Source organism: Amycolatopsis sp. NPDC051045 (assembly GCF_040682955.1).
Lineage (GTDB): Bacteria > Actinomycetota > Actinomycetes > Mycobacteriales > Pseudonocardiaceae > Amycolatopsis.
The window spans coordinates 210,029-234,024 of record NZ_JBFBCC010000015.1 but is presented as its reverse complement, the minus strand read 5'-3'; the positions used below and the strand labels follow the sequence as shown (position 1 = coordinate 234,024).

Here is a 23,996-nt window from a genome sequence, read left to right as displayed (position 1 = left end):
ACGGCGTGACCGCCGGACTCCCCGCCGACCGGGTGAGTCCCTTCACCTGCGCGCCGTCTGTTCTTTCTCCCTTGAAGGAGCACCATGCTGCGCAAACACATCGTCATGGTCGGCTGCACCGCGCCGAGCCACATCTACCCTTCGCTGAGCGTGATCCGCGAGCTGGTCCGCCGCGGGCACCGGGTGTCCTACGTCGTCGGCGCACCGCTGGCTTCGCTGGTCGAGCCCACCGGTGCGACGGTCGTCGAGCACCCGACGATCTTCCCGCTCGGCGAAGCGGCGGTGTGGCCGGACGACCCGGCCGACGCGATGCGCGTCTTCCTCGACGAAGCGATCGCGATCCACCCGCTGCTGACCGCGCGGTTCGACACCGACCGGCCTGATCTGGTGCTGTACGACATCGGCGGGCTGGGCGCACCGCTGCTCGGCGAGCGCTACGGCGTCCCGGCCGTGCAGCTGTCGCCGACGCTGGTGGCGTGGGAGGGCTACGACGAGGACATGGCCGAGGTCATGGGCCCGATCAGGACGTCACCCTCCGGCGTGGGCTACGCGGCCACGTTGACGCGGTGGCTGGCGTCCCACGGCGTCTCGGCCGACCCCTGGGAGTGGCTCGGGCACCCGAAGCGGGTCCTGTCGCTGATTCCCCGCGCGATGCAGCCCCAGGCGGACCGGGTGGGTCCGCACGTGCGGTTCGTCGGGCCGTGCCTGGACCCGGCGCGGCTGGCCGACCGGTCGTGGACGCCGCCCGCTTCGGGCCGCCGGGTACTGCTGGTGTCGTTCGGTACGGCGTTCAACGACCAGCTCGACGTCTACCGGGCTTGCGTGGAGGCGTTCGCCTCGGATTGGCACGTCGTGATTTCCCTGGGCAACCACGTCTCGCCGGCGGACCTCGGGCCGCTGCCTCCCTCGGTGGAGGTCTTCGAGAGTGTCCCGCAACTGGCGGTGCTCGAAGCGGCGTCGGCGTTCATCACGCACGCGGGCATGGGCGGGGCGACCGAGTCGTTGTGGTTCGGGGTCCCGACGGTCGCGATCCCGCAGGCGGCCGACCAGTTCGGCAACGCGGCCCAGCTCGAGGCGCTCGGCGTGGGCCGACACCTGCCGGCGGAGCCGGTGACGGCCGAGTCGCTGCGGGCGGCGGTCGAGGAGGTTTCGTCCTCGCCGTCGGTGGCGGCTCGGTTGGCGGAGCTGACGGCGGAAATCCGCAGCCACGGCGGGGTCTCGGTGGCCGCGGATGCGGTCGAGTCCTTTTTGGAATGACAGTGGCCTTCGTCGGGCGGCTCGGCTATGCGTGCCGCCGGACGAAGGCGTCGATCAGCTGCCGGCGCTCGGCCGACGTGGCCCGCTCCAGCTCCACGGTGTCGCCGTCGACGGTCACCTTGATCTTGTGCCGGCCCGCCTGGCGGCCCAGCCACTCGCGCAGCGTCTCGACCAGGCCGGGGAACACCCCGCCCGCCGCACTGAAGGCCACCATGAGCGAGCCGATCGTCACGGGGTCGACGGCCTTCGCGCCCGGCGGCAAGTCGCCGGCCGGGACGGCGGCGAGCACGTCGAGGTCGAGCTCGCCCAGCTCGGCGCGCAGCCGGCGGGCGAGCCGGTCGAGCTCTTCGGCGTCCGCCTCGTCGTCCGCTTCGAGCCGCACCAGGGCCCGCTGCGTGTCCGATTCGGTCATGCGCGCCATCGTCCGCCCGGAAAGGCCGGGTGACAAGGTCCGATCGGGCAGCGTCAGGCGCGGATTTCGTTGAGGTAGTTGTAGATCGTGTACCGGGTGACGTCGAGGCGCCCGGCCAGGTGGTCGACCGCGTCCTTGATGAGGAAATAACCGGCCTCGTCGAGTTCGCGCACCACCGCGGCCTTGTGGCGTTTCTTCATCAGGTCCACCGGGATGCCCGCCTTCGCCACCGCCCGGTCCACCAGGAACCGCTGCAGGCTGTCGACATCCGGTGGGAAAGTCTCCGGCTCGCCGTTTCCGGCCGGGGACGCGGCCTCCTCGACGCTGTTGACGCACAGGCAGCCCACCGCCACCCCGTCGGCGTCCCGCAGGAACAGCGTCGAGGAGCGGATCGGCCGGCCGTCCGGGCCGTGCGTGCGGTAGTTCGTCAGGTCCTGGGTGGTGCCGCGGCGGACCAGGCCGAGCAGCAGGTCGGTCATCGGACCGCCGACGCTGCGGCCGGTGAGATCGCCGGCGATGGCGATGATCGAGTCCGGCAGCCGGCTCAGGTCGTGCAGCAGGACCTCGTTGCCCGGGCCGAGCATCGCCGCGAGCCCCGGGATGGCGGGCACCAAGGCGGTGAGCACCTCGTGCGTCGTCGCCCCGGCGGCCGGGACGGTCATCGGCTCCCGGGGCCGGGTCAGCGTCTCCAACGCCGAGCGGAGCAGGTCCGCGGCGGCCGCCGGGGTCGAGGCGTGCGGCGAGAGCCGGACGTGCTCGGGACGCACGGTCGCGGCGATCCCGGCGTTGGCCAGCGCCGCCCCGACCTGCTCGGCGGGGTGGCCGGGCAGGGTGAACGCCAGGATCCCGGCCCGGCGATCCACCGCCGAGACGACCTCGGCGCCGCACGAGGCGAGCACCTCCTCGAAGGCCCCGATCCGGTCGGCGATCCGCGCCGCGATGGCGCCGACGCCGGCGTCCTCGACCAGTTCGAGGGCCTCGGCGAACGCGCCGGAGGTGATCGGGCTGAGGTTGGAGATCGACCAGGCCTGGGCGGTGGTGTCCGGCGGGTGGATCTCGTCGTCGAACAGGCCCGGATCGCGGGCGCCGGTCCAGCCCGACAGCACCGGGTCCATCCGGTCCAGGGCGCGATCGGACAGCACCGCGAAGCCGGTGCCCCAGCCCGCGCGCAGCCACTTCTGCCCGCCGACGACGAGGACGTCGGCGACCTCCCACGGCGCCTCGATGACGCCGAAGCCCTGGATGCCGTCGACGACCAGCAGCCGGTCGCCGACGACTTCGCGCAGCGCGGCCAGGTCGGCGCGGTAGCCGGTGCGGAAGTCGACGGCGCTGACGCTGACCGTCGTGATCTCCGGCGTCAACGCCCCGGCCAGGCGCTCGGGAGTGACGTAACCGCCGGTCAGGCGGCGCAGCTTGAGGCGCCCGGCCTGTTCGGCGCGCGCCCACGGGTAGGTGTTGGCGGGGAACTCCGCCGCCGACACGAGCACCTCGCCGGTGCTGTGGAAGGCGGCCTGGAACAGGCCGAGACTGGTGTGCGGGAGCAGCACCGTGTGGTCGGTGTCGGAGCCGGACAGCCGCGCGGCGGCGGCCTTGGCACGGACCTCCTGCCGCATCAGCTCGTCCACTGTGGACGGACCGGCCGTGGTGGCCTGGTCGAGCAGGGCGGCCGTCGTGTCGAGCACCGCGTGCGACGGCGGGCCGAACCGGGCGAAGTCGAGGTAGCCGGCGGGCTCGTCGAACTGAAGCAGGTACCGGGGCGAAATCCGCGTCACGCGAGGATCCTCGCCAGGAACTGCCGGGTGCGTTCGTGCTTCGGCGCGCTCAACACCTCCGAGGGCGGACCGGTCTCGACGACGGCGCCGTCGGCCAGGAACACCACCTCGTCGGCGGCCTCCGCGGCGAAGCTCATCTCGTGCGTCACGACGACCATCGTCATCCCCTCCCCCGCCAACGTACTCATGACCTCGAGGACCTCGCCGACCAGCTCCGGGTCCAGCGCCGAGGTCGGCTCGTCGAACAGCATCAGCTTCGGTTTCATCGCCAGCGACCGGGCGATCGCCACGCGCTGCTGCTGCCCACCGGACAGCTGCGCCGGGTAAGCGTCACCGCGGTGCCCGAGGCCGACGCGGTCCAGCAGCTCCATCCCCTGCTTGCGGGCTTCGTCCGGTTTGACGCCGAGCACCCGGATCGGGCCCTCGACGACGTTCTCCAGTGCCGTCCGGTGCGCGAAGAGGTTGAACCGCTGGAACACCATCCCGATGTCGCGGCGCTGGCGGGCGACGTCGCGTTCGCGCAGCTCGTACAGCTTCCCGCCGCGCTGCCGGAAGCCGATCGCCTCGCCGTCGACCCAGATCTGGCCGGCGTCGACGGTCTCCAGGTGGTTGATGCAGCGCAGGAACGTGCTCTTCCCGGCGCCGGAGGGCCCGAGCAGGCAGACGACCTGTCCCTTGTGGACTTCGAGGTCGATGCCGCCCAGGACTTCGGTGTGGCCGTAGGACTTCCGGACGCCGACGGCGCGCAGCAGCGGCTCAGACACGGGCACTCCTCACCAGCGGCACGCCGCGCAGGGCTTTTCCGGCGCGGGCGAGGGGCCCACGGTCGGCCTGCCCGAACGCGCGTTCCAGGTAGTGCTGGCCGACGCCGGCGACGGTCACCACGACCATGTACCAGACGGCCGCGGCCAGCAGCGTCTCCATCACCAGGAGGTTGTTCGACGAGATGTTGTTGGCCGCGTGGATCAGCTCGGTCACGCCGATCACCGACGCCATCGACGTGCCCTTGAGCATGTTGATGAAGTCGTTGCCGGTCGGCGGGATGATCACGCGCATGGCCTGCGGCAGCACGACCCGGCGCAGCGTCGCGGCCGGCGTCATGCCGATCGACTTGGCCGCTTCCGTCTGTCCGCTGTCGACGCTGTTCAGTCCCGCCCGGACGATCTCGGCCATGTACGCGCTTTCGTTGAGCGCCAGGCCCAGGAACGCGGCGGTGAACGCGCTGATCAGCACGTTCGTCTGCGCGTGGACGAGGAACGGGATGTCGATGACCGGGAAGACGAGCGCCAGGTTGTACCAGAGCAGGATCTGCAGCAGCACCGGCAAGCCGCGGAAGATCCAGATGTAGCCGGCGGCGAACCACCGGGCGACCGGGTTGGCACTGCGGCGCAGCAGGGCGATGACGATGCCCAGCACGATCGCGACAGCCTGCGACAGGACGGCGAGCACGACGGTGTTGAGGAGGCCGGTCGCCATCACGCGGTAGAAGACGAAGTCCGGGACCTGGCCCCACGCGATCTGCGCGTTGCCGAGGGCGACGGCCAGCAGCACGAGCAGCGCGACGATGATCGCGGCGGCGACCCAGCGGCCCCAGTGCCTCAGCCGGACGATCGGGAGCGGTTCGGTCACCGCCACCTCACGCTCCACCATTGACCGCGGCCTCCTTGATGGCTCCCTGCTCGACCCCCCAGGCCTGCAGGATCTTGCCGTAGGTGCCGTCGGCGATCAGGGCCTGCAGGGCCTTCTGCACGGAGTCCCGCAGCGGCGTGTTGGTCTTGTTGACGCCGATGCCGTACGGCCCGCCCTCGATCGGCTCGCCCGGGACGACCTCGAAGAACTTGCCGTCGCCCGCGGTGCGGGAGATGTAGACGGCGCTGGGGAGGTCGTTGAGGATCGCGGCGACGCGGCCGGTGCGCAGCTGGTTCTGGTTCTGGTTGTCGCTGTCGGTCGCGGTGACGTTGACCGCCGGCTTGCCCGCCTGGGTGCACTTGGTGCTCTGCGCTTCGGCGAACTTCTGGTGGCTGGTGCCCTGCACGACGGCGACGTTCTTCCCGCAGAGCGCGTCCGGGCCGGTGATGCCGTCGGGGTTGCCCTTGCGGATCATGATCGTGATGCCCGAGGTGAAGTAGTCGACGAAGTCGATCTGCGCCTGGCGGGCCTTGGTGTCGTTCATCCCGGCCATGGTCAGGTCGATGCGGCCGGACTGGAGGCTGGTGATGAGCGAGCCGAACGCCATGTCCTGGTGGGTCACCGTGACGCCGAGCTTGGCGGCGATCGCCTTGGCGAGGTCGACCTCGTAGCCGATCGGGGTCTTGCCGTCGGCGGCGTAGAAGTTGTTGGGCGCGGACTGCAGGTTCGAGGCCAGGTGCAGCACGCCCGCCTGCTTGACGTTCGGCGGCAGGGCGGCGTTGAGCTGGGCGTCCTTCTGCACGCCCTGGATGAGGGCGGCGGTGTCCGGGATGCCGGACGCGGGCGCGCCGGCGGCCTGCGACGTTCCGCCCGCGCCGTCCGGACCGCCACCACAAGCCGTCACCAGCACGGCCAGGCTGGCGAGCAACACCGCCTGTACGGCACGAGAACGGGACATAACGGACCTCCACTGTTCGGCTGGGCGGAACGCTACAACCCGTTGTTGAAGAGGTCAACAGGCAGTTGAAATCTTGCCGCGGTGCTAGCTTCGCGCTCATGAGCCTGCGGATCGGCATCCTGGGGGCGGCTCGCATCGCCCCCGCGGCCTTGGTCAAGCCCGCTTCTTCCCTCCCTTCGGTCTCGGTCGACGCGGTCGCGGCGCGCTCTCATCACCGCGCGCAAGCGTTTGCGGACCAGCACGGGATCGTCCAGGCTTACGCCGGGTACGAGCAGTTGCTGGCGGATCCGGACATCGACGCGGTCTACATCCCGCTGCCGAACGGGCTGCACGGGCACTGGACGCGAGCGGCGCTGGCGGCCGGGAAGCACGTCTTGTGCGAGAAACCGTTCACGGCGAATGCGGCCGAGGCGCGGGAGATCGCCGACCTGGCCGCAGCGTCGGACCGCGTGGTGATGGAGGCGTTCCACTACCGCTACCACCCGCTGGCCCTGCGGGTGGAGGAGATCGTGGCGTCCGGCGAGCTGGGTGAGCTGCGGCGCGTCGAGACGGCGTTGTGCTTCCCGCTGCCGAAGTTCTCGGACATCCGCTACGACTACGGCTTGGCGGGCGGGGCGACGATGGACGCGGGCTGCTACGCGGTCCACATGGCCCGGGTCTTCGGCGGCGAGACGCCGGCGGTCGTGTCGGCTTCCGCGAAGCTGCGTGACGCGCGGGTCGACCGGGCGATGACGGCGGAGCTGCGGTTCCCCTCGGGCCACACCGGGCGGATCGAGTGCTCGATGTGGTCGTCTTCGCTGCTCAAGATCAGCGCGAAGGTGACCGGTTCGCGCGGCTCGCTTTCGGTGCTGAACCCGGTGGCCCCGCAGGCGTACCACCGCCTCTCGGTCCGCACCGGCGACGCGCGCCGGACGGAGAAGTTCCCGCGGCGGGCGTCGTACGCGTACCAGCTGGACGCGTTCGCAGCGGCAGTCCTGCGGGGCGAACCGGTGAAGACCTCGGCGGCCGACGCGGTCGAGACGATGACCGTGATCGACGAGATCTACCGGGCCGCGGGACTGCCGCTGCGCGAGCCGGCCTAGGCGGCCACGTAGTTCCCGCTCAGGATCAGCAGCACCTGGACCGTGATTCCGGTCCCGTAGTAGTCCGTCGCGTCCGGGGACCACGTCGAGATCGAGGTCCACAGCTTGTCCAGCCACTCCTGGCTGCCCGGGTCCGCCATCGCCGCCACCGCGAACGGGGCCGTGAAGCACGGGTGCCGGCCGCTTTCGGTCTTCGAGCCCGCCAACGAGTAGCCGCTCTGGATCTTCGCCGGGTCGCCGCCCGTGGCCGACTTGATCCACGCGTTCATCTTGCGCACCTGCGAGACGGCCGCGCTACCGGAAACGGAGATCGCGTCCACACCGAGGCGCCACGGGTCGCGGCAGGCGTTCCAGCTGTACTTGCCGTCGTACGGGCCCTCGAGGAAGTTCGACGGCGCCGGCTTGGGCGTCGAGTTAGTGTTGACCACGAAGTCCGGCAGCAGCCCGGTGTTCGGCGCGTACTGCGACTGAAGCTGGCTCACGGCCGTCTCCGACCGGGTGCGGACCGAAGTCCAGAAGCTGTCGCCCGTCGCCGCGGCGAACGCGCGCAGGTGCCCCGGCATCCAGTCCGACGAGCGCGAGCTGTTCTTGTACTCCGCGTCGTTGCCCCAGTCGCCGAGCAGGGTGAACTTCGTGCTGCCGTTGACCTCGCTCTTCTTGATCGCGTTGATGATCCGGACGGCCTCGGCCCGGTAGTTCACCGCGCCCGAGCTGCCCCACTTCCGGTCCGCGATCAGCAGGCCGTAGGCGATTTCGAGGTCGCCGTCGGTGGCCGAGTCACTGCCGTTGACGCTCTTGCAGTTCGCGTCCTGCTCGGCCGCGTGCAGGTCCCTGTCGTTGACCGACGGGTGGGCCTTGACGAACTTCACTATCCCGTCGACGATCGAGCGGGCCTGCGGATCCTTGTCCGCCATCATCGCCGAGATCGTCAGGCCGTACCCCTCGCCCTCGGCGACGAAGGAGTGGTCGGCGTCCTTGGACAGCACGGCGTAGGTGCCGCTGCCGCACTTGGTCGTCAGGAAGTTCTTCTTCCAGAAGTCGTAGTACTTCTGCAGCGCCTGGTCCTGCGTGGCCTGCGAGACGGACGGCCGCAGTGTTCCCGGCACGTACGGCGTGCCCGCCGCGGACGCGCTCGCGGGCACGCTCAGCAGCCCCGCGGCGAGCGCGGCCGAAACCACCACCGCCCGGACGACTCTCTTCATGGCTCCTCCGTAAGACATCGTTGGCTGTGGCGAAGGTGAGCAGAGCCTGGCAGACGGTTCAAGACCAGGTCAAGACCGTTAGGAAACTTTCCTTACTATTACGGAGGGTGGATCCCCCGGCGGTCCGCGCACCCGGACGGACTAGCGTGGACGTCATGACGATCGACCTCGACGGCCGCGGGCCGGACTTCCGCGCGTTCTGGACCGAGCGCCACCTGGCCACGCTGACCACGGTCCGCCCGGACGGCACCCCGCACGTCGTCGCGGTCGGCGTGACCGTCGACTTCGACGCCGGCCTCGCCCGGGTCATCACCTTCGCCCCGTCGGTCAAGGCCCGGCTCGTGCGCGCCGCGGGCGCGGCCGGGATCCCCGTCGCGGTCTGCCAGCTCGACGGCCCCCGGTGGTCCACTTTGGAGGGGCGCGCGGTGCTGCGCGAGGATCCGGAATCGGTGCGGGACGCCGAAAACCGGTACGCGGCGCGTTACCGGCAGCCCAAGCCGAACCCGCAGCGGGTCGTCATCGAGATCACCGTGACCCGGGTGCTCGGCAACGCCTAGCCGGCACGGGAGTGCACCAGCCGCGCGTACTCCGCCAGCAAGGCCGTCAGCTCGCCGTGCTCCCCCGCCGACGCCAGCTGCTGGTGCCCCACCAGCACCGCCATCCCGAGCGACGTGAGCGTCCGGGCCAGCGCGCGGTCGCCGACGATGCCTTCGACCGCCTTGCCGACCGTCCGCAGCCGGGCGTCGTCGACGCGCTTCTGCGCCGCGCGCACCGTTTCGTCGTTCCGCGCCCACGCCCGGATGGCCGCCTCGGCCTCGTGGGGCAGCCCGAGCGTGAGGTCCATCAGCGCGGCGAAGTCCGCCGCCGGGCCGCCGGTGCCGAAGTTCCGCTCGCGCAGGATGCGCACCTGCCGGTTCTCCCAGTGGTCCAGCAGCTGCTCCACGAACCCCGGCCAGCCGCCGAAGTGGTGGTAGAACGAGCCGCTGGTGACGCCGAGGTCGCGGCACAGCGCGCCGACGTTCAGCTCGGTGAACCCCTGCTCCGCCAGCACGTTCAGCGCGGCTTCGAAGTACGCCCGCCGCGTGACCGAAGGCATCAGACGTTCCGGTCCCGGTCCCGCCAGTACGGCTCGCGCAGCGAACGCTTGAGGATCTTGCCGGTCGCGTTGCGCGGCAACGCTTCGAGGAAGTCGACGCTGCGCGGGCACTTGTAGTGCGCGAGGCGCTCGCGGCAGAACTCGACCAGCTTGCCCGCGTCGAGCTGCTCCCCCGGCGCCGGCGCGACGACGGCCTTGACCTGCTCGCCCCACTTGTCGTCCGGCACGCCGATCACGGCCACCTCGGCCACGCCGGGGAACTCCGCCACCACGCGCTCGACCTCCGGCGAGTAGACGTTCTCGCCGCCGGTGATGATCATGTCCTTGACGCGGTCCTCCAGGAACAGGAACCCGCCGTCGTCGAGGCGCCCGACGTCGCCGGTGCGGACCCAGCCGTCCACGATGGTCTCCGCGGTGGCCTCGGGCTTGCCGAGGTAGCCCGCCATCCGCTGCTCGGTGCGGACCCACACCTCGCCGGCTTCGACGTCTTCCGTGGTGACCGGGTCGACGATCCGGATGTCCACTCCGGACAGTGCGGTGCCCGCCGAGGCGAGCCGTTCGGGGCGGGTGGCGTCCCGGTGCGCCTCGGGATCGAGCGCGGTGACCGCACCGGACAGCTCGGTCATGCCGTACACCTGGGCGAACTTGACGTCCGGCCAGGCGGCGAGCACGGTGCGCAGCAACGGCAGCGGCATCGGCGAAGCGCCGTAGCAGAGGTACTTCAGCTTGGAGAACGCCTGGAGCGCGGCCTCGCCGGCCTGCGCGATGCCGGCCACGACGGCGGGCACGAGGAAGGCGTGCGTGATCCCGGCCCGCAGCGCCGCGAACAACGACGCCGCGTCGGGCTCGCGGGTCAGGTAGGACGGTTCGCCGTAGAGGAATCCGGAAACCGCGTAACAGCTGCCGCCGACGTGGAACAGCGGCATCGCGACCAGGTTGACGTCGCCCGGGCCGATCGGGAACGCGGTCCCGGCCGCGATGCCGTGGGCGAGGACGCTGCGGTGGGTCAGCACCGCGCCCTTCGGGAAGCCGGTGGTGCCGCTGGTGTACATGACCAGCACGCCGTCGTCTTCGCCGACGTCGGTCCCGGCGTGCGGCGCGGCCGCGGTCAGGAAGGCCTCGTACTCGTCGGCGTCCCCACCGACGAGCACCACGCGTTCCACCGCGGGCAGCCGGTCGCGGATCGCGTCGAACGCCGACCGCAGTTCGGCGCCGACGAAGACCACCTTCGCGCCCGCGTCCTCGAGCACGTACGCGAGTTCGTCCCCGGACAGCCGCCAGTTGACCACGGCGTTGGCGGCACCGATCCCGGCCGCCGCGAAGGTCGTCTCCAGGCAGGCGGGGTGGTTCTTGTCGACGAACGCGACCCGGTCACCCCGGGCGACGCCGGCGGCCGCGAGGGCCCCGGACAGCCGCCGGACCCGCTCGTCGAAGTCCGCCCAGGTCCACGCCCGGTCACCGAAGACGAGCGCGGTGTCCGCCGGGCGTTCCCGCGCCCAGTGCGCCAAGAGCTCGCCGAACAGCCGGATCCGCGGGCGGACGTCTTCGGGCATGGGGTTCCCTTCGGGCCGGCACTGGACCATAGGCCGCTCTATGGTGGGCCGCGGCCCGGCGGGCGTCAATACCGCTGACCGGGAAGTTTTTGACCGGCCTGGCGGCATATCGCATGTTGTACATGATGTATGACCGCCCAGTCAGGAGGACCGGATGACGAGTCGGCGTGACTTCCTCAAGGCCGCGGGCACGGCGGGCGGGCTCCTGGCCGCCGGCGCGGTGTTCGGTCCGGCGGGCGCGGCTGCGGAACCCGGCGATGTGGACGGACACCGGCGACGACGGCACGGTCGTCAAGTCCGGCCGCGACACCGACGGCCGCCGCGTCGGCGTGCCGAGCGAGGACATCGTCATCGAAGACAACGACTACCACGGCCGCTGGGGCGCGATCACCGTCGGCAGCGAGATGTCCGGCGGGGTGCGCAACGTTTTCGCGCAGGACAACCGGATCCACGCGGGTTCGTCGTACAAGCCGTTCTACGGCGTGTACCTCAAGACGAACCCGGCCCGATCGTGCAACCGGTGATCCGTGACATCGGCCTGAGCGACATCCACCTCGACGACTCGCCGTTCGCGCTGAAGATCAGCGGCGCCGAGGAGAGCCCGCTGACGGGCTTCCGGCTGGCCGACAGCACGTTCACGAAGATCGACGCGCCGGCACCGCAGATCAGCAACGCCCGGGACGTGACGATCTCGAACGTGACGGTGAACGGCCGGCCGATCTAGGCGAACAACGCCAGCAGCCCTTCGGCCGAGCGCACCACCACGTGCGCCGCCGTCCGCTCCGCGTGCGGACGGTCGGGGCGCTCGGCCTCGTGGCGCCAGCGCCGCAACGCGTCCAGGCCGGCCTCGTAGATCTCGTTCGGATCGGTGTCCGGCTCCAGGCCGAGGCGGTCGGCCGGGGCCGTGCCCTGCGCGCCCAGCAACCGGACCGCCTCTTCGGCGGGCTCGCCGGACAGCGCCGTGCGGCCGCCGCGGATGTCGGCGATCAGCCGCAGTTCGCGGAAGTCGTGCGCGGCCGCGGCGAAGCGCTCCACCCGGGAGACCAGCCGGTCACCGCCCGGGCGGGGCTGGGCCGCCAGCAGCGACTCCAGGCGGATGATCGCCGTGCGGGCCTTCAACGCCTCCGCGCGGGCGACGAAACACCCGGCGAGCGTGTCACGCAGCTCGCCCAGGCCACTGCGGCGCACCAGCTCCGCCGAGAGCTTGACCCGGTCGTCGCAGCCGGTGCGGATCAGCGTGAGGGCCAGCCGGACGCCGAACATCCCGAACCGCACCACCAGCGACCGCCGCGTCTCGACCGGGATCGGACCGGGGAACGCCGGATCGGTGAACGAATCCACCGACAGCACGTGCCGTTCCAGTTCCTCCCGCGGCACCGCGGCGAACGCCGCCAAGAGGTCGAACTCGTCGTCGCGCAGCGACCGGCCACCGTACGCGAGCTGCCCGGCGACGGCGATCACGCCCAGAAATCCCGTGCACAGCGGGTCTTCCCGCCACGCCCGGCGCGCCAGCTGCTTCGCGGTGAGCAGCGCGTCGATCCGGCCCGCGCCGACCTCGTCGGCCCGCGACAGCACCAATACCGAGTTGACCGCGCTCTGCCGCGCGAACGCCGAGCCGCCCGGCGGGTGCGCCGCCGCGAGCTCGTCCGGCTCGAGGTGGCGGACCAGCCGCACCGTCGCGTCCGGGACGTCGTCGGCCGGGCCGGGGTCGTCCAGGAGAACGAGGTCGCGCAGCGCGCGCGTCGGCCATTCGCCCAGCGCGGCGGCGAGCGTCGTCTTCCCCGACGAAGGCGCCCCGGTGAACGCGACGCGCAGCGGCTGCTCCAGCCGGTTCAGGCAGTCGTGCAGCAGGGCCGAAGCCCGCGGGTCGTCCCGGTAGAGCCCGGCCGCGGCGTGCAGCAGGTCGCGGACGTCCTGGGTCACGCCGAAAGCTCCCGCCGCTGCTGCCGTCCGGCGATCGTGCCGAGTTCCCCCGCGCGCTGGTGCAGGCCGGCCAGCCGGTCGATCTCGCGGCGGATGTGCCCGGTCCGCCGCTCCCGCTCGGCGGTGCCGGCCAGGATCGTTTCCCGCTCGCGCGTCAGCTCGTCGGCGAGTTCCTCGGCCAGCCCGGTGAAGTGGTCGCGCAGCCGCCGCTGCACGACGCGGATCGCGTCGCGGCATTCCTTGCTGAACCGCAGGAAGACGTCGTCGACGTGCCGTTGCGCTGTCTGCTTGGCGACGGCCTGGCGCCGCTGCAGCCGCATCCCGCCTTCGTCCTTGATCGTCTTCGCGGCGAACGCCGCACCGGCGCCGATCGAAACCGGGTTGATCAGCGGCAACCCGGCCAGGCTGGTCACCAGGCCGAACATCAGCACGCCGCCGTACGACCCGCGCAGCCCGGTGAAGGCCTGCTGGCCGACCTTGAACTTCTCGATCTTCGGCCGCCGGACGTCGTCGAGGCGGTCCACGCCCGAGCTGTCGAGCCGCAGGTCGGGCAGCGCGCGGTCGTACTGGGCGCCGAAGCACGCCGCGACCGCTTGGGCGATCCACTCCGCCCGGTCGGCCAGCCACGTGTAGTTGGTGTCGACGGCCTCGGCCAGCGCGTTGTCCAGCCACGGCGCGAATTCGTCCCACACCTTGGCCGGATCGCCTTCGTCGAAGGTCTGGTCGATGGTGTTGACGATCTTGCGGGTCCGCTCGCGCAGGTCGTACTCGGCGTCGGACAGCAGGTCGGTGATTTCGTCGGACAGCAGGTTCTGCCACCGGGTGTTCTGCCGCCGCAGGTCGTCGGCGCGGCGCTGGGCCCGCTGCAGCAGGGCGGCCTGGCCGAGCCCGGCGTCCTGCCCCGCCGCGTCGACGCGGTCGCGCAGCGACTCCACCAGTTCGGCGGCGGCGGCGCGCACGCCCACCGCGGCGAGCAGCGCGCGGGACTGCTCGGGCGGCCGCGCGGCCTGCTCGGCGATCCAGCCGAGCAGCTCCGGGAAACCCGAGCGGGCGTTGAGTTCCGCGTCACCGGTCTTCGCGGCGGCTTGGCGCACGACGGCCGAGACCGGCAGGACGGGCGCGTCGATCCCCGCCTCGCCGAGCATGGCGCGGTCCCGTTCGGCGACCGCGCGCCACCCGGGAGAGGCGTCGATCTTCGTCAGCGCCAACACGACGTGCGGGCACCAGGTGCGCACGTGCCGCGCGAGCGCGAGTTCGGCGGCGCTCAGCGGGGCGGTCGCGTCGGAGACGAGGATCACCGCGTCCGCTTCGTCGAGCAGGTCGAGCGCGGCCGCGGTGCGCGGTGACCGCGGGTCACCGACCGGCGGGGTGTCGACCAGGACGAGGCCGGCCGAAAGGAGTTCGCGGGGCACTCCGACCTCGACGCGGCTGAGCGTGCCGGCGGGCCGGGCGCCGAGTTCGCCGGTGAGCCGTTCGACCGCGACGGGGATCCGTTCGCGGGACCGGCCGACCAGGGTCGCGGCGGGTTGCGGGGCGTAGGTGATTTCCGTGGGCACGGCGGGGGTCGCGGCGTCGCCGACCGCGCACACCGGCGCGTTCAACACGGCGTTGAGCAGGTAACCCTTGCCCTGTTTGGGGAAGCCGAGCACGCCGAGCCGGGTCTGCCCGGCCGGGGCGTCCCGGCGTCTGCGCAGGCGCTCGGCGAGATCGGCGCGGCCGTGCGTGCGGCACGCGTCCAGCGTCTCGTTGAGCACTTCGAGCCAAGCCGGTGCGGTCACGATGGACGAGTGTCCCCGGTTCACTCCCCGTACGCACACCGGGTGCCCGTCCCGCGGCTGCACCCAGACCGCGGGACGGGCACCGGTGACCGGTTCGGGGATCAGTGCCCGAGGTGGATGTCGTTGTGACCGAGGTCGCCGACGTGGATGTTGCCCAGCGCGTTGTGGCTGAGGTTGTCGGTGACACCCGACACCACGTCGTGCACCGCGTCGACACCGTTGCTGCTGCCGATTTCGCCGACCCCGTTGTGGTCGACCCCGGCCGCCCCGGTCACCGTGGTGACGGTGTTGTGGGTGATGTCGCCGACGCTGTGCTGGACAGTGCTCGTCAGGTCGCCACCGACGTGCTTGACGTCGAGGTCGCCCACGTTCTTGAGCGTGCCGGTGAAGTCGCCGATGTGGTTGGTGACGTCGGTCGCGCCGGTCACGGCGCCGGTGACGGCACCGGTCAGGTCGCCGGCGTGCACCGGCGCGGCAACGTGGCCCGTGACGCCCGTGACGACGTCGTCGACCTGGCCGACGACGTTGCCGCTCTCGACCGCGCCGGTGACGGCACTGCCCAGGCCGCCCAGCGCACCCGCGTCGATGCTCTGCGCCAGGTCGCCGCCCAGGCCGAGGGAGCTGGTGGTGTCGCCGGCGAGCGCGGTCACGCTCGCCACGGTGTTGGTGACGTCGGTGACGCTGGTCACCGAGTGGCCGAGACCGCCGAGACCCGGCAGGCCGAGGCCGCCCACGCCGGGGAGCTCACCGACGAGGTCGCCGGCGCCCGGGAGGTCACCGACGGCCGGCAGGCCGAGGCCCGCGGTGAGGGCGGTGAGCTGGTCGATCGCACCCTGGATGCCCGTGGCGTCGGTGCCGATCGGGGACAGGTCGCCGACGACGGGGAGGCCGCCCACGGCCGGGAGGCTGTCGACCGGCACGTAGTCGAGCACCAGCGGGATGACCTCGTGCACGTCGGCGGCGCTGACGTCGCCGAGACCGGCGGCAGCGAGGCAGCCCTGCGGGTCCGTCCCGAAGGCCGCCAGCGCGGTCGGGTCGTTGAGCAGGTTGAGGGCGAAATCGTGCAACGTCTGCACGGAGTCCATGGGGTGTTCTCCAAATCCGGTGGTTCGGGGGACAGCAGCGGCCGCAGGGACCGGTGCTCCGTCATCAAGGTATGGAGACCGTCCCCCAGTGCACATCGGGGATCACTCCGAGTTGCAGTCCGGTCAGCCGATAGGGGATCGATATGTCATCGTTAGGGAGTTAGGGGCTCATCCGCGCCGCGCTCAGTTGGGTTAAATCCCTCCAGACCCTTGCCTGACTAACCCGTTTGGGTGAGGATGCCCCGAGCCCTAGGGGGATGCCCGGCCGCCGATCGGCCGCCACGAGGTGAGGAGGAAGCGCCGTTGCCCTACGTCCTCGGGATCGATGTGACCCAGGGCCGGACCCACGCCGCGACCTGCCGCCGCCAAGGCCCCGGCTGGGGCGCCCCCGAACCCCTCTGGCTGGGGATGAGGTCCCCGGCCGCGGCGTCCGCGCTGTTCCTCGACGACGAGGGGTACCTGCTCACCGGCGACGCCGCCGCGCAGGCGGGCGCCCAGGTACCGTCCCGGCTCCTCACCGGCTTCCACCGGCGGATCGGCGACGACGTGCCGGTGCTCGTCGAAGGGGAGCCGTTCCCGCCCGAGACGCTCACCACGGTGCTCGTCGAAGGGATCGCCGAGCACGCCGCGAACCTGTTCGGCGGCGCCCCGCACCACCTGGTGCTGACCCACCCCGGCGACTGGGGCGGCTACCGCCGTGACGTGCTGCGCCGGGCACTGGCCGACGCCGGGTTCACCGCCGTCACGCTGGTCCCCGGCTCGGTCGCCGCGCTCGCCGCGCACCTGCCCGTCCCCGGCCCCGGCGCGCAGGTCGCGGGGGTGTGCGAGTTCGGCGCCGACGGCGTGAACGTCACCCTGGCCACGGCGTCCGGCGCGAGCGGCTGGCAGCTCGGCACCAGCGCCGAGGGCGTCGCCCCGGCGGCCGCGCTCAGCACGCTGTTCGCCCTCGCCGGCGCGGCCTCGACGTCCCCCAAGAGCCTCGCCGGGGTGGTGTTCTGCGGTGACGTCCCGCCGCACGCGCTGCCGGCCCGGCCGCCGTGCCCGGTGTTCGCGGGACCGGTTCCGCCGGCGACCGCCGCACTCGGCGCGGCCGCCCTCGCGGCGCTGCGCGCCGACCACCGGGAGACGCCGCAGGAACCCCCCGCCGTCGAAACCACCTTGCTCCCCAAGGTGGACACGCTCGGTGAGCTCGGCGAGCGGCCGCCCCGGCCGCCGGTCGAGATCACGCCGTTCGAGCTGCCCGAGCGCACCGGCCCGCTGAACCTGTTCCGGCGGCGGCGTCCGCTCGCCGCCGCGGTCCTGGTGCTCGCCGCGGCCGTCTCGGCCCTGGTGATCACCGTCACCGCCCGCGAAGCCACCGCCGGCTCCAGCACTCCCCCCGCCCCGAGCCCCTGCGCCCACCCCGGCGCCCCCTCCGGTGAAGGTCACTGTTGAACACACTGCTCACGCAGGTTCCCCCGCGGCACACCGTCCCCGTGCACCCGGCGGCGCGGCAGCTGCTCGACCGCGTCGCCGCCGATCCGGCCGCCCCGCTGCGGCTCGCCGTCGTCGCCCCCGGCGGGTACGGCAAGAGCGTGCTGCTCGCCGCGCTCGACCGCCGCTACCGAGCGGCCGGTGTCGAGGCCGTGCTGGTCGACGACGCCGACCGGCTCGGCGCGGGCCAGCTCGAGGAGCTGCTCACCGGCGCGGACGGGCCCATCGTCGTCGCGCACCGGCCGGCCGCGGTGGCGCCCGGCTGGACGCTGCTGCAGCTCGGCCCGCTCGGCGTCGAGGACGTCGCGGTGCTGATGGAAACCCTGACCGGGGAGCCCGCCGACCCGGCGGCCGCGGCCGAGCTGCACGCCCGCAGCGGCGGCGTGCCGCGGCTGGCCGAGCGCGCCCTGCTCGGGCGGCTGGAGGAGTTCCGGCCGGAGCTCGACGAGCTCGACGACGACGTGCTCCGCTACCTGATCGCGGCCGAGGCCGGGGCCGAGCGCAACCTCGACCTGCTGTGCGCGCTGCTCGACCGCGACCCCGACCAGCTGCCCGCGATCGTGGAGGGTGTCCGCGCGACCGGCCTGCTCGCCCCCGACGACACGCTGCTGCCGCTGGCCGCGGCCGCCGTCCGCGGCTTCGGGCCGCCCGCGCGCCGGCTGGCGACGGTGCAGCGGCTGGTCGAACTGCAGCTGGCGAACGGCCTCCCGGTGCTCGACCTGGCGCGCTCCCTGCTCGGCACGGGCAGTTCCGGCGCGACCACGGCGGCCGCGTTCGCCGCGGCGGCGGGGGAAGCGCTGCCGACCGACGCGCGGCTGGCGACGCAGCTGTTCGAAGCCGCCGCCGAAGCGGGCGACCGCTCTCCCGCCGTCACGGCGGGCTGGGCGCGCGCGGCCGCGTTGTCCGGCGACCTCGACACCGCACTGCGGCTCGGCGACGGGATGCTCGGCGCGGCCGATGCGGAAACCCGCGCGGTGGGCGCGGAAATCGCGGCGACCGTGCTGGCGCACCGCGGCGAACTGGCCCGCAGCGCCGAGCTGTACCACTGGGCCGGCCGCGCCGACGCTTTCTCGGCGACGGCCTTGGTCGGCACCGGCGACCTCGATGGCGCCCGGCGCCACCTCGACTCCCCGGCTCCCGGCGTCGCGCCGACGCTGTTCGCGGGCGCGGCGACCCGGATGGCCCGTGGCATCGTGGATTCGGTGTCCGGCTGCGCGACGGAGACGTTGTCCACGCTGCTCGGCGCGGCCGCGATGCTGGAGCCCGCGCTGGGCGGCACGCTGCTGCCGGACAGCCCGGCGGCCCTGGCCGCGCTCGCCGCCCTGCACACCGGGGAGCTGGCGCTGGCGGAGTCCGTGCTGACCCGGGCGCTGAACGGCCGGATCGGCGGGGACCTCCTGGCCGTGCGGCACCGGTTGCTGCTCGGCTGGGTCGCGATGACGGCGGGCGACCTGGCGACGGCCGCGCAACACCGCGACGCCGTCGCGGGCCGGCCGTTGGAGGCCCGTGACGAGCTGTTCTTCGCGACGCTGGAGCTCGGCTTGGCGCGGCGGGCCAGCGACCTCGTCGGGCTGCAGCGGTCGTGGAACCGGGCGTACCAGGCGTCGATGCGGCAGCAGGCGGACCTGTTCACGCTGCTGCCGCTGGGCGAGCTGGCGATCGCCGCGGCCCGCACCGGCGCGTTCGCCAAGCTGGCCGGCCAGTTCGAACGCGCCCACGGCCTGCTGGCCCGGCTCGGCGAGCCTCCACTGTGGACGGTATCGCTGGTCTGGCACGAGCTGCACGCGGCGATCACGCTGGAGGACGCGGACGCGGCCAAGGCGCACCTGGCGACGTTGCTGACGCACGCCCACTGCGGCCGCCACCCCCGCGCACTGGCCACGGCGGCCCAGGGCTGGCTGGCGGTACTGGGCGGGACGTTCGACCCGGACGCGATTTCCGCGGCGGCGGCCGAGCTGCACGACCTGGGACTCCGCTGGGACGCGGCCCGGCTGGCCGGCCAGGCGGCGATCCGCACGTCCGACCGCAAGGCGATGGTCCAGCTCCTGGAAGCGGCCCGCCAGTTCCAGGGCACGGCGGCCCGCCGCGACCCGGGCACGGCGGAACCGGCGTCGGGCACGGGCCTGGCGGCGTTGAGCGAGCGCGAACTGGAAGTGGCCCGGCTGGTCGTGGAGGGGCTGACGTACAAGCAGGCGGGCAGCAAGCTGTTCATCTCGGGCAAGACGGTGGAGCACCACATGGCCCGGATCCGCGGGAAGCTGGGCGCGGCGGACCGGCGGGAGCTGCTGGCCACACTGCGGGAACTGCTGGCGCGCCCGGACGCCCCGTAGGCGGCCCCCGCCCCTCGGCGGTTTCCAGGGGTGGTGGTGTTGAGTAGGTGTGTCATGCGTTCGGCGGGGCTCCGCCGGCGCCGGCGGAGTCGCTGCAGCCTGGGCTGCCTCGGCGCGCCGGCGTTTCGCGGTCCAGAGGTGAACCCGACCTGCCGGGCCGCTTCTCTGCTGCCTGTTCCTGCTTCCACCAGGGCAAAGCAGGCCACCCGCTCGGCGGTTAACGCTCGATCAAGCCGATCCGGACTACACACGACGCTGCTCAAGGCCCGATCTCGATCCCGGCTGGACAACAGGTAGCCCCTGAAAACTCAGGTGTCGCAACCACCCCTGGAAACGACCCCCGCCCTCCCAGGGCAGGGTTCCGGCAAAGTCTTTTGTGCTGTTTGGGTGGGTATTCCGAGCAGGGTGAGGGCTCGGGTGGTGTTGCGGGCGGTGTGGCGGAGTGCTTGGGCGATGTTGGTGTGTCCGGTTTGTCGGTGTGCGCTGGTGGCGAGGTTGCGCAGGCTGGCCATGACTTGGGGTGCGGTCCCGGTGCGGGTTCGGGGTTGGTCTTCTTTGTCGGTGACGTCGCGGACCCAGTGGAGTTTGTTTTCGATGTGCCAGTGGCTGCGGACGCACTGTCCGATATGGGCGGGGTGAGCGTAGCGGCCGGTGAGGCTGGTGATGCCGAGCGCTGCGTGGGCGGAGCGTTTCTGGCTGGTGTGGTGGGTGATGTAGCGCTCGATGAGGAACGCGTGCGTGGCATGGGGAAGTCGATGGCCGGGTAGCCGAGGAACTCGCCCAGGGGTGCGAGCTGGATAGTGCGGCGTTCGCTGCGGCCGTGCCCGCGGCCGCTGGTGCGGTGGGTGGGCATCTCGCGCCGGGGCAGGGTGTTGAGCAGGCCGTGGAGACGGTGTTGGTTCTCCTTGACGGTGAACACGTAGTCCGTGCCGCGTTGATGCAGGTAGCGGGCATGTTCGGCAGTGGTGTGCAGGGCGTCGGCGGTGACGACCTTCCCGGTCAGGTCGACCTGGTCGAGCAGTGGCTGGAACCAGCTGACTTCGCTGCTTCCGACCGGGACCTGGCGTTGACCGACCACCGTTGCCGTCTCGTGGGTGATCGCGGCAAGCAAGTGCACTCCGGCGCCTCCGGTGCGGGCGAAGGTGCCGCGCAAGGACTTGCCGTCCACCGCGATCGCTACCGGCGCGGTCTCGGCCAGGTCGGTGTTACTGGTGTCGTGCTCGGCAAGCCAGCTGCTGATCACGTCGTCGAGGATGTCGCCGTCGACCCGTCCGGCCACGCGCCGCACGGTGGCCTCATCGGGTGCCGTGTACCGGTGTTGGCGGGGATCGAAACGCGTGCCCAGCGCAGCGAGCACCGACTGTGGCGCGTCGGCGGCCCATTCACCGATCGCGGTGAACGATTGAGCTCCCGCCACTACGGCTGCGGCGGCGAGCGCCAGAATCGACCCGATCGAATGTCGCACACCACGTCGATCTCGTGGATCGGGCACGTCAGCGAGTTGTTTGCGCAGGTCAGCGGCCCAGCATGGATCGGCGCCGGAATCGATAACCGGGGCCAGACGATCAAGTACGACAGGGATCAGGCACGATTGCGCAGCGGGCACGGCTCTCTCACACGATCATGGGACCTAGACAATCACATGATCAACGAGGGCCGTGTCTGCCCAGCAACCAGGCCAAAAGACTTTGCCGGAACCCTGACCCTCCCAGGGGGGCGTCCCCAAGTCCAGTCTATCGGGGGTGGGCGACGAAAAGCCGGGAAAGACGCTGACCGGGCCTCGTTGTCCACATCACCGCCAGACTGTGGACAAGGCTCAAGCAGCCGCCGTCGTTGCTGTGAATGTGGCTGCTGGGCCCGTTCCGGTTGCCGTGATCGCCGCGACCGTGAACGTGTACGCCGTTGCCGGTTTCAGGTTGTCCACCACTCTCGTCATGCCCTTGACCGTCGGCTGGGTGACCAGCGCGTCGCGGCCCTCCACCGGGATCGTGCGGCCGTCGGACACCGTGATCACGTAGCCCAGGACCGGGGTGTCGCCCGTAGCGGCCGGCGGGTTCCAGCGGATCGACGCCGCCGTCGAGGCCGGCAACGCCCGCGCGCTCGTCGGGATGCCCGGCAACGCAGCCGGCTTCGGACCGGGGGTCACCGGCGCCGACGGCAGCGACGGCTCGCTCGTGCCGAACGCGTTGCGCGCCGCGACTGTCACCGTGTACGCCGTCCCGTCCGCCAAGCCCGGTACTTCGGCGTACGCGCGCTTCGCGAAGTCGGCCGCGGTCACCGTCGTCGAGAACGTGCGCCCACCACCCGACGCCGTCACGACGTAGGCCTTGACCGGCGCGTTGTTGAAGGCGAACGTCGGGTTCCAGGTCGCGTACAGCTTCCCCGCGACGGCGAACGTGCCGACCCGCGACGGCGCCTCCGCGGGGGCCCGCCCGCCGACCTGCCGGGACAGCAGCCCGCGGTAGGCCGGTTCGAGGCCCGCGTTCGCGACGATCGCGGCCGGGGCGTCCGCCGGGTGGGCGAGGAGCTGGTTCCCGCGGGTGATCGCGCCCTTGTCGGTCTTGTCGCGGTCGCCCTGCTCCCAGTAGTTGCCCTCGATCAGCGTCGGGTCGTTGTTGCCGAGGTCGTCACGGTAGTCGACGTGCACCGTGCCGACGTTGAAGTACGCCGTGCGGTACAGGACGTTGCCGCGGATCGTCTCGTAGGTGTTGCCGTTGTCGGTGTAGACGCCCTTCCCGAGCCCCCACTGGTCGTGGATGACGTTGCCGGTGACCTTCTCGCCGTCGGCCAGGGAGCTGCCGGTGATGCCCTGGGTGTAGACGCCACCGCCGTCGTCGAGCATCTGCATGTAGTCGAAGATCAGGTTGTCCGAGACGACGTTGTCGTGCGACAGGTTCGGCGTCGCGGGGCGCTTGATCTTGTCCGGCCAGCCGCCCCAGCCCACCGAGATCGCCGAATAGCCGACGTGGTCGATCTGGTTGTGGGAGAGGGTGTTCCGCACGGTGTAGCCGTTGACGATCGGCACGCCGCCGTGGAATTCACGCGGCAGGCCGTAGAGGTGGTTGTCGGTGACCCGGACGTCCCGCACGACGTCGGCATCGGTGTCCGTGGTCGGTTTGCCGACCCCGCCGACCTGCACGCCGTTGCCGGAGATGTCGGTGAAGACGTCGCCGCGCACCTGCGATTCCTTGGTGCCTTCGATGAGATCGAGCCCGGCCCCGCCGAGGTGGGCGAACACGCTGTCGCTGAATTCGACGTGCCAGCCGTGGGAGACGGAGACGTTGGCGGGTTCCCGCGTCCACGACGCGTACGGGCAGGTGCCACCGGGGACGAACTGGCAGAGGCCCTGCACGGCCCAGCCGTCGGCGCCGGTGATCGTGTAACCCGCCTGGATCTCCGAGAAGCCCTCGGTCGACGACGGCGTCAGCCACGTCGCGTAGGAGTAGCGCAGCCCGCGGAAGGCGACGTCGTGGATCCCCCGGGCGTCGAGGAGTTTCTCCAGCACCGGCATTTCGACGTCCGCCCGGCGCAGGTCCTGGCCGGGCTTCGGCAGGTAGTAGACGACGTGGGCGGATCGGTCGAGGTACCACTCGCCCGGGGTGTCGAGCAGTTCGAAGGCGTTCTCGGCGTAGGTCGGGTGCCGTCCGTTGGTGAGGTCGGCCGGCCCGACCATGTTCACGCTGCGGCCGGGGATGTCGGGGAACAGCACGCGTTTCGTCGAGTTGTCCCAGCACGGCTGGGCCATCGTGATGGTCGTGCCTTCGGCGGCGGCGAGCGGGCAGCGCGGCTCGGTCCACTGGCCGAGGCCGTCGCGCTGGACGTTCCACAGCGCCTCGCCCGAGACGTACACGAACTCCACGTCCTTCGGGTTGCGCCAGTGCGCGAGCGTGTCCGCACTCGCGGTGTAGCCGTCGGCGGTGGCTTTGACGGTCACCGGCAGCGGCCCGCGGGCCCGCTGTTCACGGACGCCGTCGACGTAGAGCTGCCGGGTGTTGTCCAGCCCCGCCGGAGCAGGCGCGGCGAACAGCCCGGGACGGCCCACCACCGGCCGCCAGCCGGTGACCCGCACGCCGCCGTTCAGTTCGGTGTCGCCGCTGCCCTGCCAGATGACGCGGTGGCCGTTGCCGCCGGAATCCCCCGCGTCGAGCCGCAACGGCGCGGCCAGCCGGAAGACGCCGGGCGCGAGGTGCACGGTGAGGTCCCGGGTCAGGTGCGGAGCCCGTTGCCGCACGAGGTCGCGGGCCCGGTCGAGGGTCCGGACGGGATGACCGGCGGTACCGGAAGCCTGATCGGATCCGCCGGGCGAGACGTAGACGTCGACGTTGCGGCCGGCGGCCTCGGGATCGGCCGCGGCCACCGGGCCGGTCGTGGCGAGCAGTGCGCCCGCACCCAGGAGAGCGGCCACCGCAGTGCGCCGTCGCGTCGAGCCCCAGTTGGTCAGCATGA

General features: G+C 71.9%; 18 protein-coding genes and 2 pseudogenes. 7 read left to right on the top strand and 13 right to left on the bottom strand.

Annotated features, from left to right (window positions below):
* Nucleotides 1–84: 84 nt before the first annotated feature.
* Nucleotides 85–1,257, top strand: a complete 1,173-nt coding sequence (locus tag AB0M80_RS31315) for a macrolide family glycosyltransferase (protein ID WP_364572112.1) — start codon at nt 85–87, stop codon at nt 1,255–1,257.
* Between the two features lie 25 nt (nt 1,258–1,282).
* On the opposite strand, the gene AB0M80_RS31310 is transcribed toward AB0M80_RS31315, so the two are convergent.
* Genes AB0M80_RS31310 through AB0M80_RS31290 form a run of 5 tightly spaced genes read right to left on the bottom strand, consistent with a single transcriptional unit; the run spans nt 1,283 to nt 6,028 of the window.
* Nucleotides 1,283–1,669 carry a hypothetical protein gene (locus AB0M80_RS31310; RefSeq protein ID WP_364572111.1) on the bottom strand — a complete coding sequence of 129 codons (387 nt, stop codon included), beginning with the start codon at nt 1,667–1,669 and terminating at the stop codon, nt 1,283–1,285.
* Nucleotides 1,670–1,722: 53 nt separating this feature from the next.
* A complete protein-coding gene (locus tag AB0M80_RS31305; protein ID WP_364572109.1) occupies nt 1,723–3,441 on the bottom strand; it encodes an aminotransferase class V-fold PLP-dependent enzyme in 1,719 nt (572 codons plus the stop codon).
* Entirely contained in the window at nt 3,438–4,205 is a 768-nt protein-coding gene (locus AB0M80_RS31300) for an amino acid ABC transporter ATP-binding protein (RefSeq protein ID WP_364572107.1), read from the bottom strand. Before AB0M80_RS31300 ends, AB0M80_RS31305 begins: the two co-directional genes overlap by 4 nt.
* Entirely contained in the window at nt 4,198–5,076 is an 879-nt protein-coding gene (locus AB0M80_RS31295) for an amino acid ABC transporter permease (RefSeq protein ID WP_364572188.1), read from the bottom strand. The genes AB0M80_RS31300 and AB0M80_RS31295 overlap by 8 nt, the downstream gene beginning before the upstream one ends.
* Nucleotide 5,077: 1 nt before the next feature.
* On the bottom strand, nt 5,078–6,028 hold the full coding sequence (locus AB0M80_RS31290; RefSeq protein ID WP_364572105.1) for an ABC transporter substrate-binding protein: 951 nt from the start codon (nt 6,026–6,028) through the stop codon (nt 5,078–5,080).
* A gap of 98 nt (nt 6,029–6,126) precedes the next feature.
* Between AB0M80_RS31290 and AB0M80_RS31285 the strand changes: the two genes are divergently transcribed.
* Nucleotides 6,127–7,110 (top strand): Gfo/Idh/MocA family oxidoreductase, encoded by a 984-nt coding sequence (locus AB0M80_RS31285; protein WP_364572103.1) that lies wholly within the window; start codon nt 6,127–6,129, stop codon nt 7,108–7,110.
* Here AB0M80_RS31285 and AB0M80_RS31280 read toward each other — a convergent pair.
* Nucleotides 7,107–8,312: a glycosyl hydrolase family 8 gene (locus AB0M80_RS31280; protein WP_364572101.1), complete on the bottom strand. Its 1,206-nt coding sequence runs from the start codon at nt 8,310–8,312 to the stop codon at nt 7,107–7,109. The genes AB0M80_RS31285 and AB0M80_RS31280 overlap by 4 nt on opposite strands.
* 155 nt (nt 8,313–8,467) lie before the next feature.
* On the opposite strand from AB0M80_RS31280, the gene AB0M80_RS31275 reads away from it, so the two are divergent.
* Nucleotides 8,468–8,869 (top strand): PPOX class F420-dependent oxidoreductase, encoded by a 402-nt coding sequence (locus AB0M80_RS31275; protein WP_364572099.1) that lies wholly within the window; start codon nt 8,468–8,470, stop codon nt 8,867–8,869.
* On the opposite strand, the gene AB0M80_RS31270 is transcribed toward AB0M80_RS31275, so the two are convergent.
* Complete coding sequence (locus AB0M80_RS31270) at nt 8,866–9,408, bottom strand: TetR/AcrR family transcriptional regulator (protein ID WP_364572097.1); 543 nt, start codon at nt 9,406–9,408, stop codon at nt 8,866–8,868. The genes AB0M80_RS31275 and AB0M80_RS31270 overlap by 4 nt on opposite strands.
* Complete coding sequence (locus AB0M80_RS31265) at nt 9,408–10,961, bottom strand: long-chain fatty acid--CoA ligase (protein WP_364572095.1); 1,554 nt, start codon at nt 10,959–10,961, stop codon at nt 9,408–9,410. Before AB0M80_RS31265 ends, AB0M80_RS31270 begins: the two co-directional genes overlap by 1 nt.
* Before the next feature lie 154 nt (nt 10,962–11,115).
* On the opposite strand from AB0M80_RS31265, the pseudogene AB0M80_RS31260 reads away from it, so the two are divergent.
* A pseudogene (locus AB0M80_RS31260) lies at nt 11,116–11,163 on the top strand (twin-arginine translocation signal domain-containing protein); the annotation flags it as partial.
* A 318-nt stretch (nt 11,164–11,481) separates the two neighbouring features.
* Nucleotides 11,482–11,685, top strand: coding sequence for a hypothetical protein (locus AB0M80_RS31255; RefSeq protein WP_364572192.1), 204 nt, complete (start codon nt 11,482–11,484; stop codon nt 11,683–11,685).
* Here AB0M80_RS31255 and AB0M80_RS31250 read toward each other — a convergent pair.
* The 3 genes from AB0M80_RS31250 to AB0M80_RS31240 form a co-directional block, all read right to left on the bottom strand.
* A complete protein-coding gene (locus AB0M80_RS31250) occupies nt 11,682–12,884 on the bottom strand; it encodes a GTPase (protein ID WP_364572093.1) in 1,203 nt (400 codons plus the stop codon). The two genes, AB0M80_RS31255 and AB0M80_RS31250, sit on opposite strands and share 4 nt — an antisense overlap.
* On the bottom strand, nt 12,881–14,662 hold the full coding sequence (locus AB0M80_RS31245) for a dynamin family protein (protein ID WP_364572091.1): 1,782 nt from the start codon (nt 14,660–14,662) through the stop codon (nt 12,881–12,883). The genes AB0M80_RS31250 and AB0M80_RS31245 overlap by 4 nt, the downstream gene beginning before the upstream one ends.
* A 101-nt stretch (nt 14,663–14,763) precedes the next feature.
* Nucleotides 14,764–15,747, bottom strand: a complete 984-nt coding sequence (locus AB0M80_RS31240; RefSeq protein ID WP_364572089.1) for an IniB N-terminal domain-containing protein — start codon at nt 15,745–15,747, stop codon at nt 14,764–14,766.
* Between the two features lie 303 nt (nt 15,748–16,050).
* Between AB0M80_RS31240 and AB0M80_RS31235 the strand changes: the two genes are divergently transcribed.
* Both AB0M80_RS31235 and AB0M80_RS31230 read left to right on the top strand, forming a co-directional pair.
* The gene (locus AB0M80_RS31235; protein ID WP_364572087.1) at nt 16,051–17,181 is read left to right on the top strand and encodes a molecular chaperone DnaK; all 1,131 of its coding nucleotides are present in this window, start codon (nt 16,051–16,053) and stop codon (nt 17,179–17,181) included.
* On the top strand, nt 17,178–19,550 hold the full coding sequence (locus AB0M80_RS31230) for a LuxR C-terminal-related transcriptional regulator (protein ID WP_364572085.1): 2,373 nt from the start codon (nt 17,178–17,180) through the stop codon (nt 19,548–19,550). The genes AB0M80_RS31235 and AB0M80_RS31230 overlap by 4 nt, the downstream gene beginning before the upstream one ends.
* Before the next feature lie 386 nt (nt 19,551–19,936).
* Here the strand turns inward: AB0M80_RS31230 and AB0M80_RS31225 are convergent.
* Nucleotides 19,937–21,015: pseudogene (locus tag AB0M80_RS31225) on the bottom strand (ISAs1 family transposase); the annotation flags it as partial.
* 351 nt (nt 21,016–21,366) lie between these two features.
* Nucleotides 21,367–23,994 carry a fibronectin type III domain-containing protein gene (locus AB0M80_RS31220; protein WP_364572084.1) on the bottom strand — a complete coding sequence of 876 codons (2,628 nt, stop codon included), beginning with the start codon at nt 23,992–23,994 and terminating at the stop codon, nt 21,367–21,369.
* Nucleotides 23,995–23,996 lie beyond the last annotated feature (2 nt).

Coding starts and splice junctions, on each gene's coding strand:
- AB0M80_RS31315 (WP_364572112.1), top strand. CDS start 85: ATGCTGCGCAAACACATCGTCATGGTCGGCTGCACCGCGCCGAGCCAC.
- AB0M80_RS31310 (WP_364572111.1), bottom strand. CDS start 1,669: ATGACCGAATCGGACACGCAGCGGGCCCTGGTGCGGCTCGAAGCGGAC.
- AB0M80_RS31290 (WP_364572105.1), bottom strand. CDS start 6,028: ATGTCCCGTTCTCGTGCCGTACAGGCGGTGTTGCTCGCCAGCCTGGCC.
- AB0M80_RS31285 (WP_364572103.1), top strand. CDS start 6,127: ATGAGCCTGCGGATCGGCATCCTGGGGGCGGCTCGCATCGCCCCCGCG.
- AB0M80_RS31280 (WP_364572101.1), bottom strand. CDS start 8,312: ATGAAGAGAGTCGTCCGGGCGGTGGTGGTTTCGGCCGCGCTCGCCGCG.
- AB0M80_RS31275 (WP_364572099.1), top strand. CDS start 8,468: ATGACGATCGACCTCGACGGCCGCGGGCCGGACTTCCGCGCGTTCTGG.
- AB0M80_RS31270 (WP_364572097.1), bottom strand. CDS start 9,408: ATGCCTTCGGTCACGCGGCGGGCGTACTTCGAAGCCGCGCTGAACGTG.
- AB0M80_RS31265 (WP_364572095.1), bottom strand. CDS start 10,961: ATGCCCGAAGACGTCCGCCCGCGGATCCGGCTGTTCGGCGAGCTCTTG.
- AB0M80_RS31240 (WP_364572089.1), bottom strand. CDS start 15,747: ATGGACTCCGTGCAGACGTTGCACGATTTCGCCCTCAACCTGCTCAAC.
- AB0M80_RS31220 (WP_364572084.1), bottom strand. CDS start 23,994: ATGCTGACCAACTGGGGCTCGACGCGACGGCGCACTGCGGTGGCCGCT.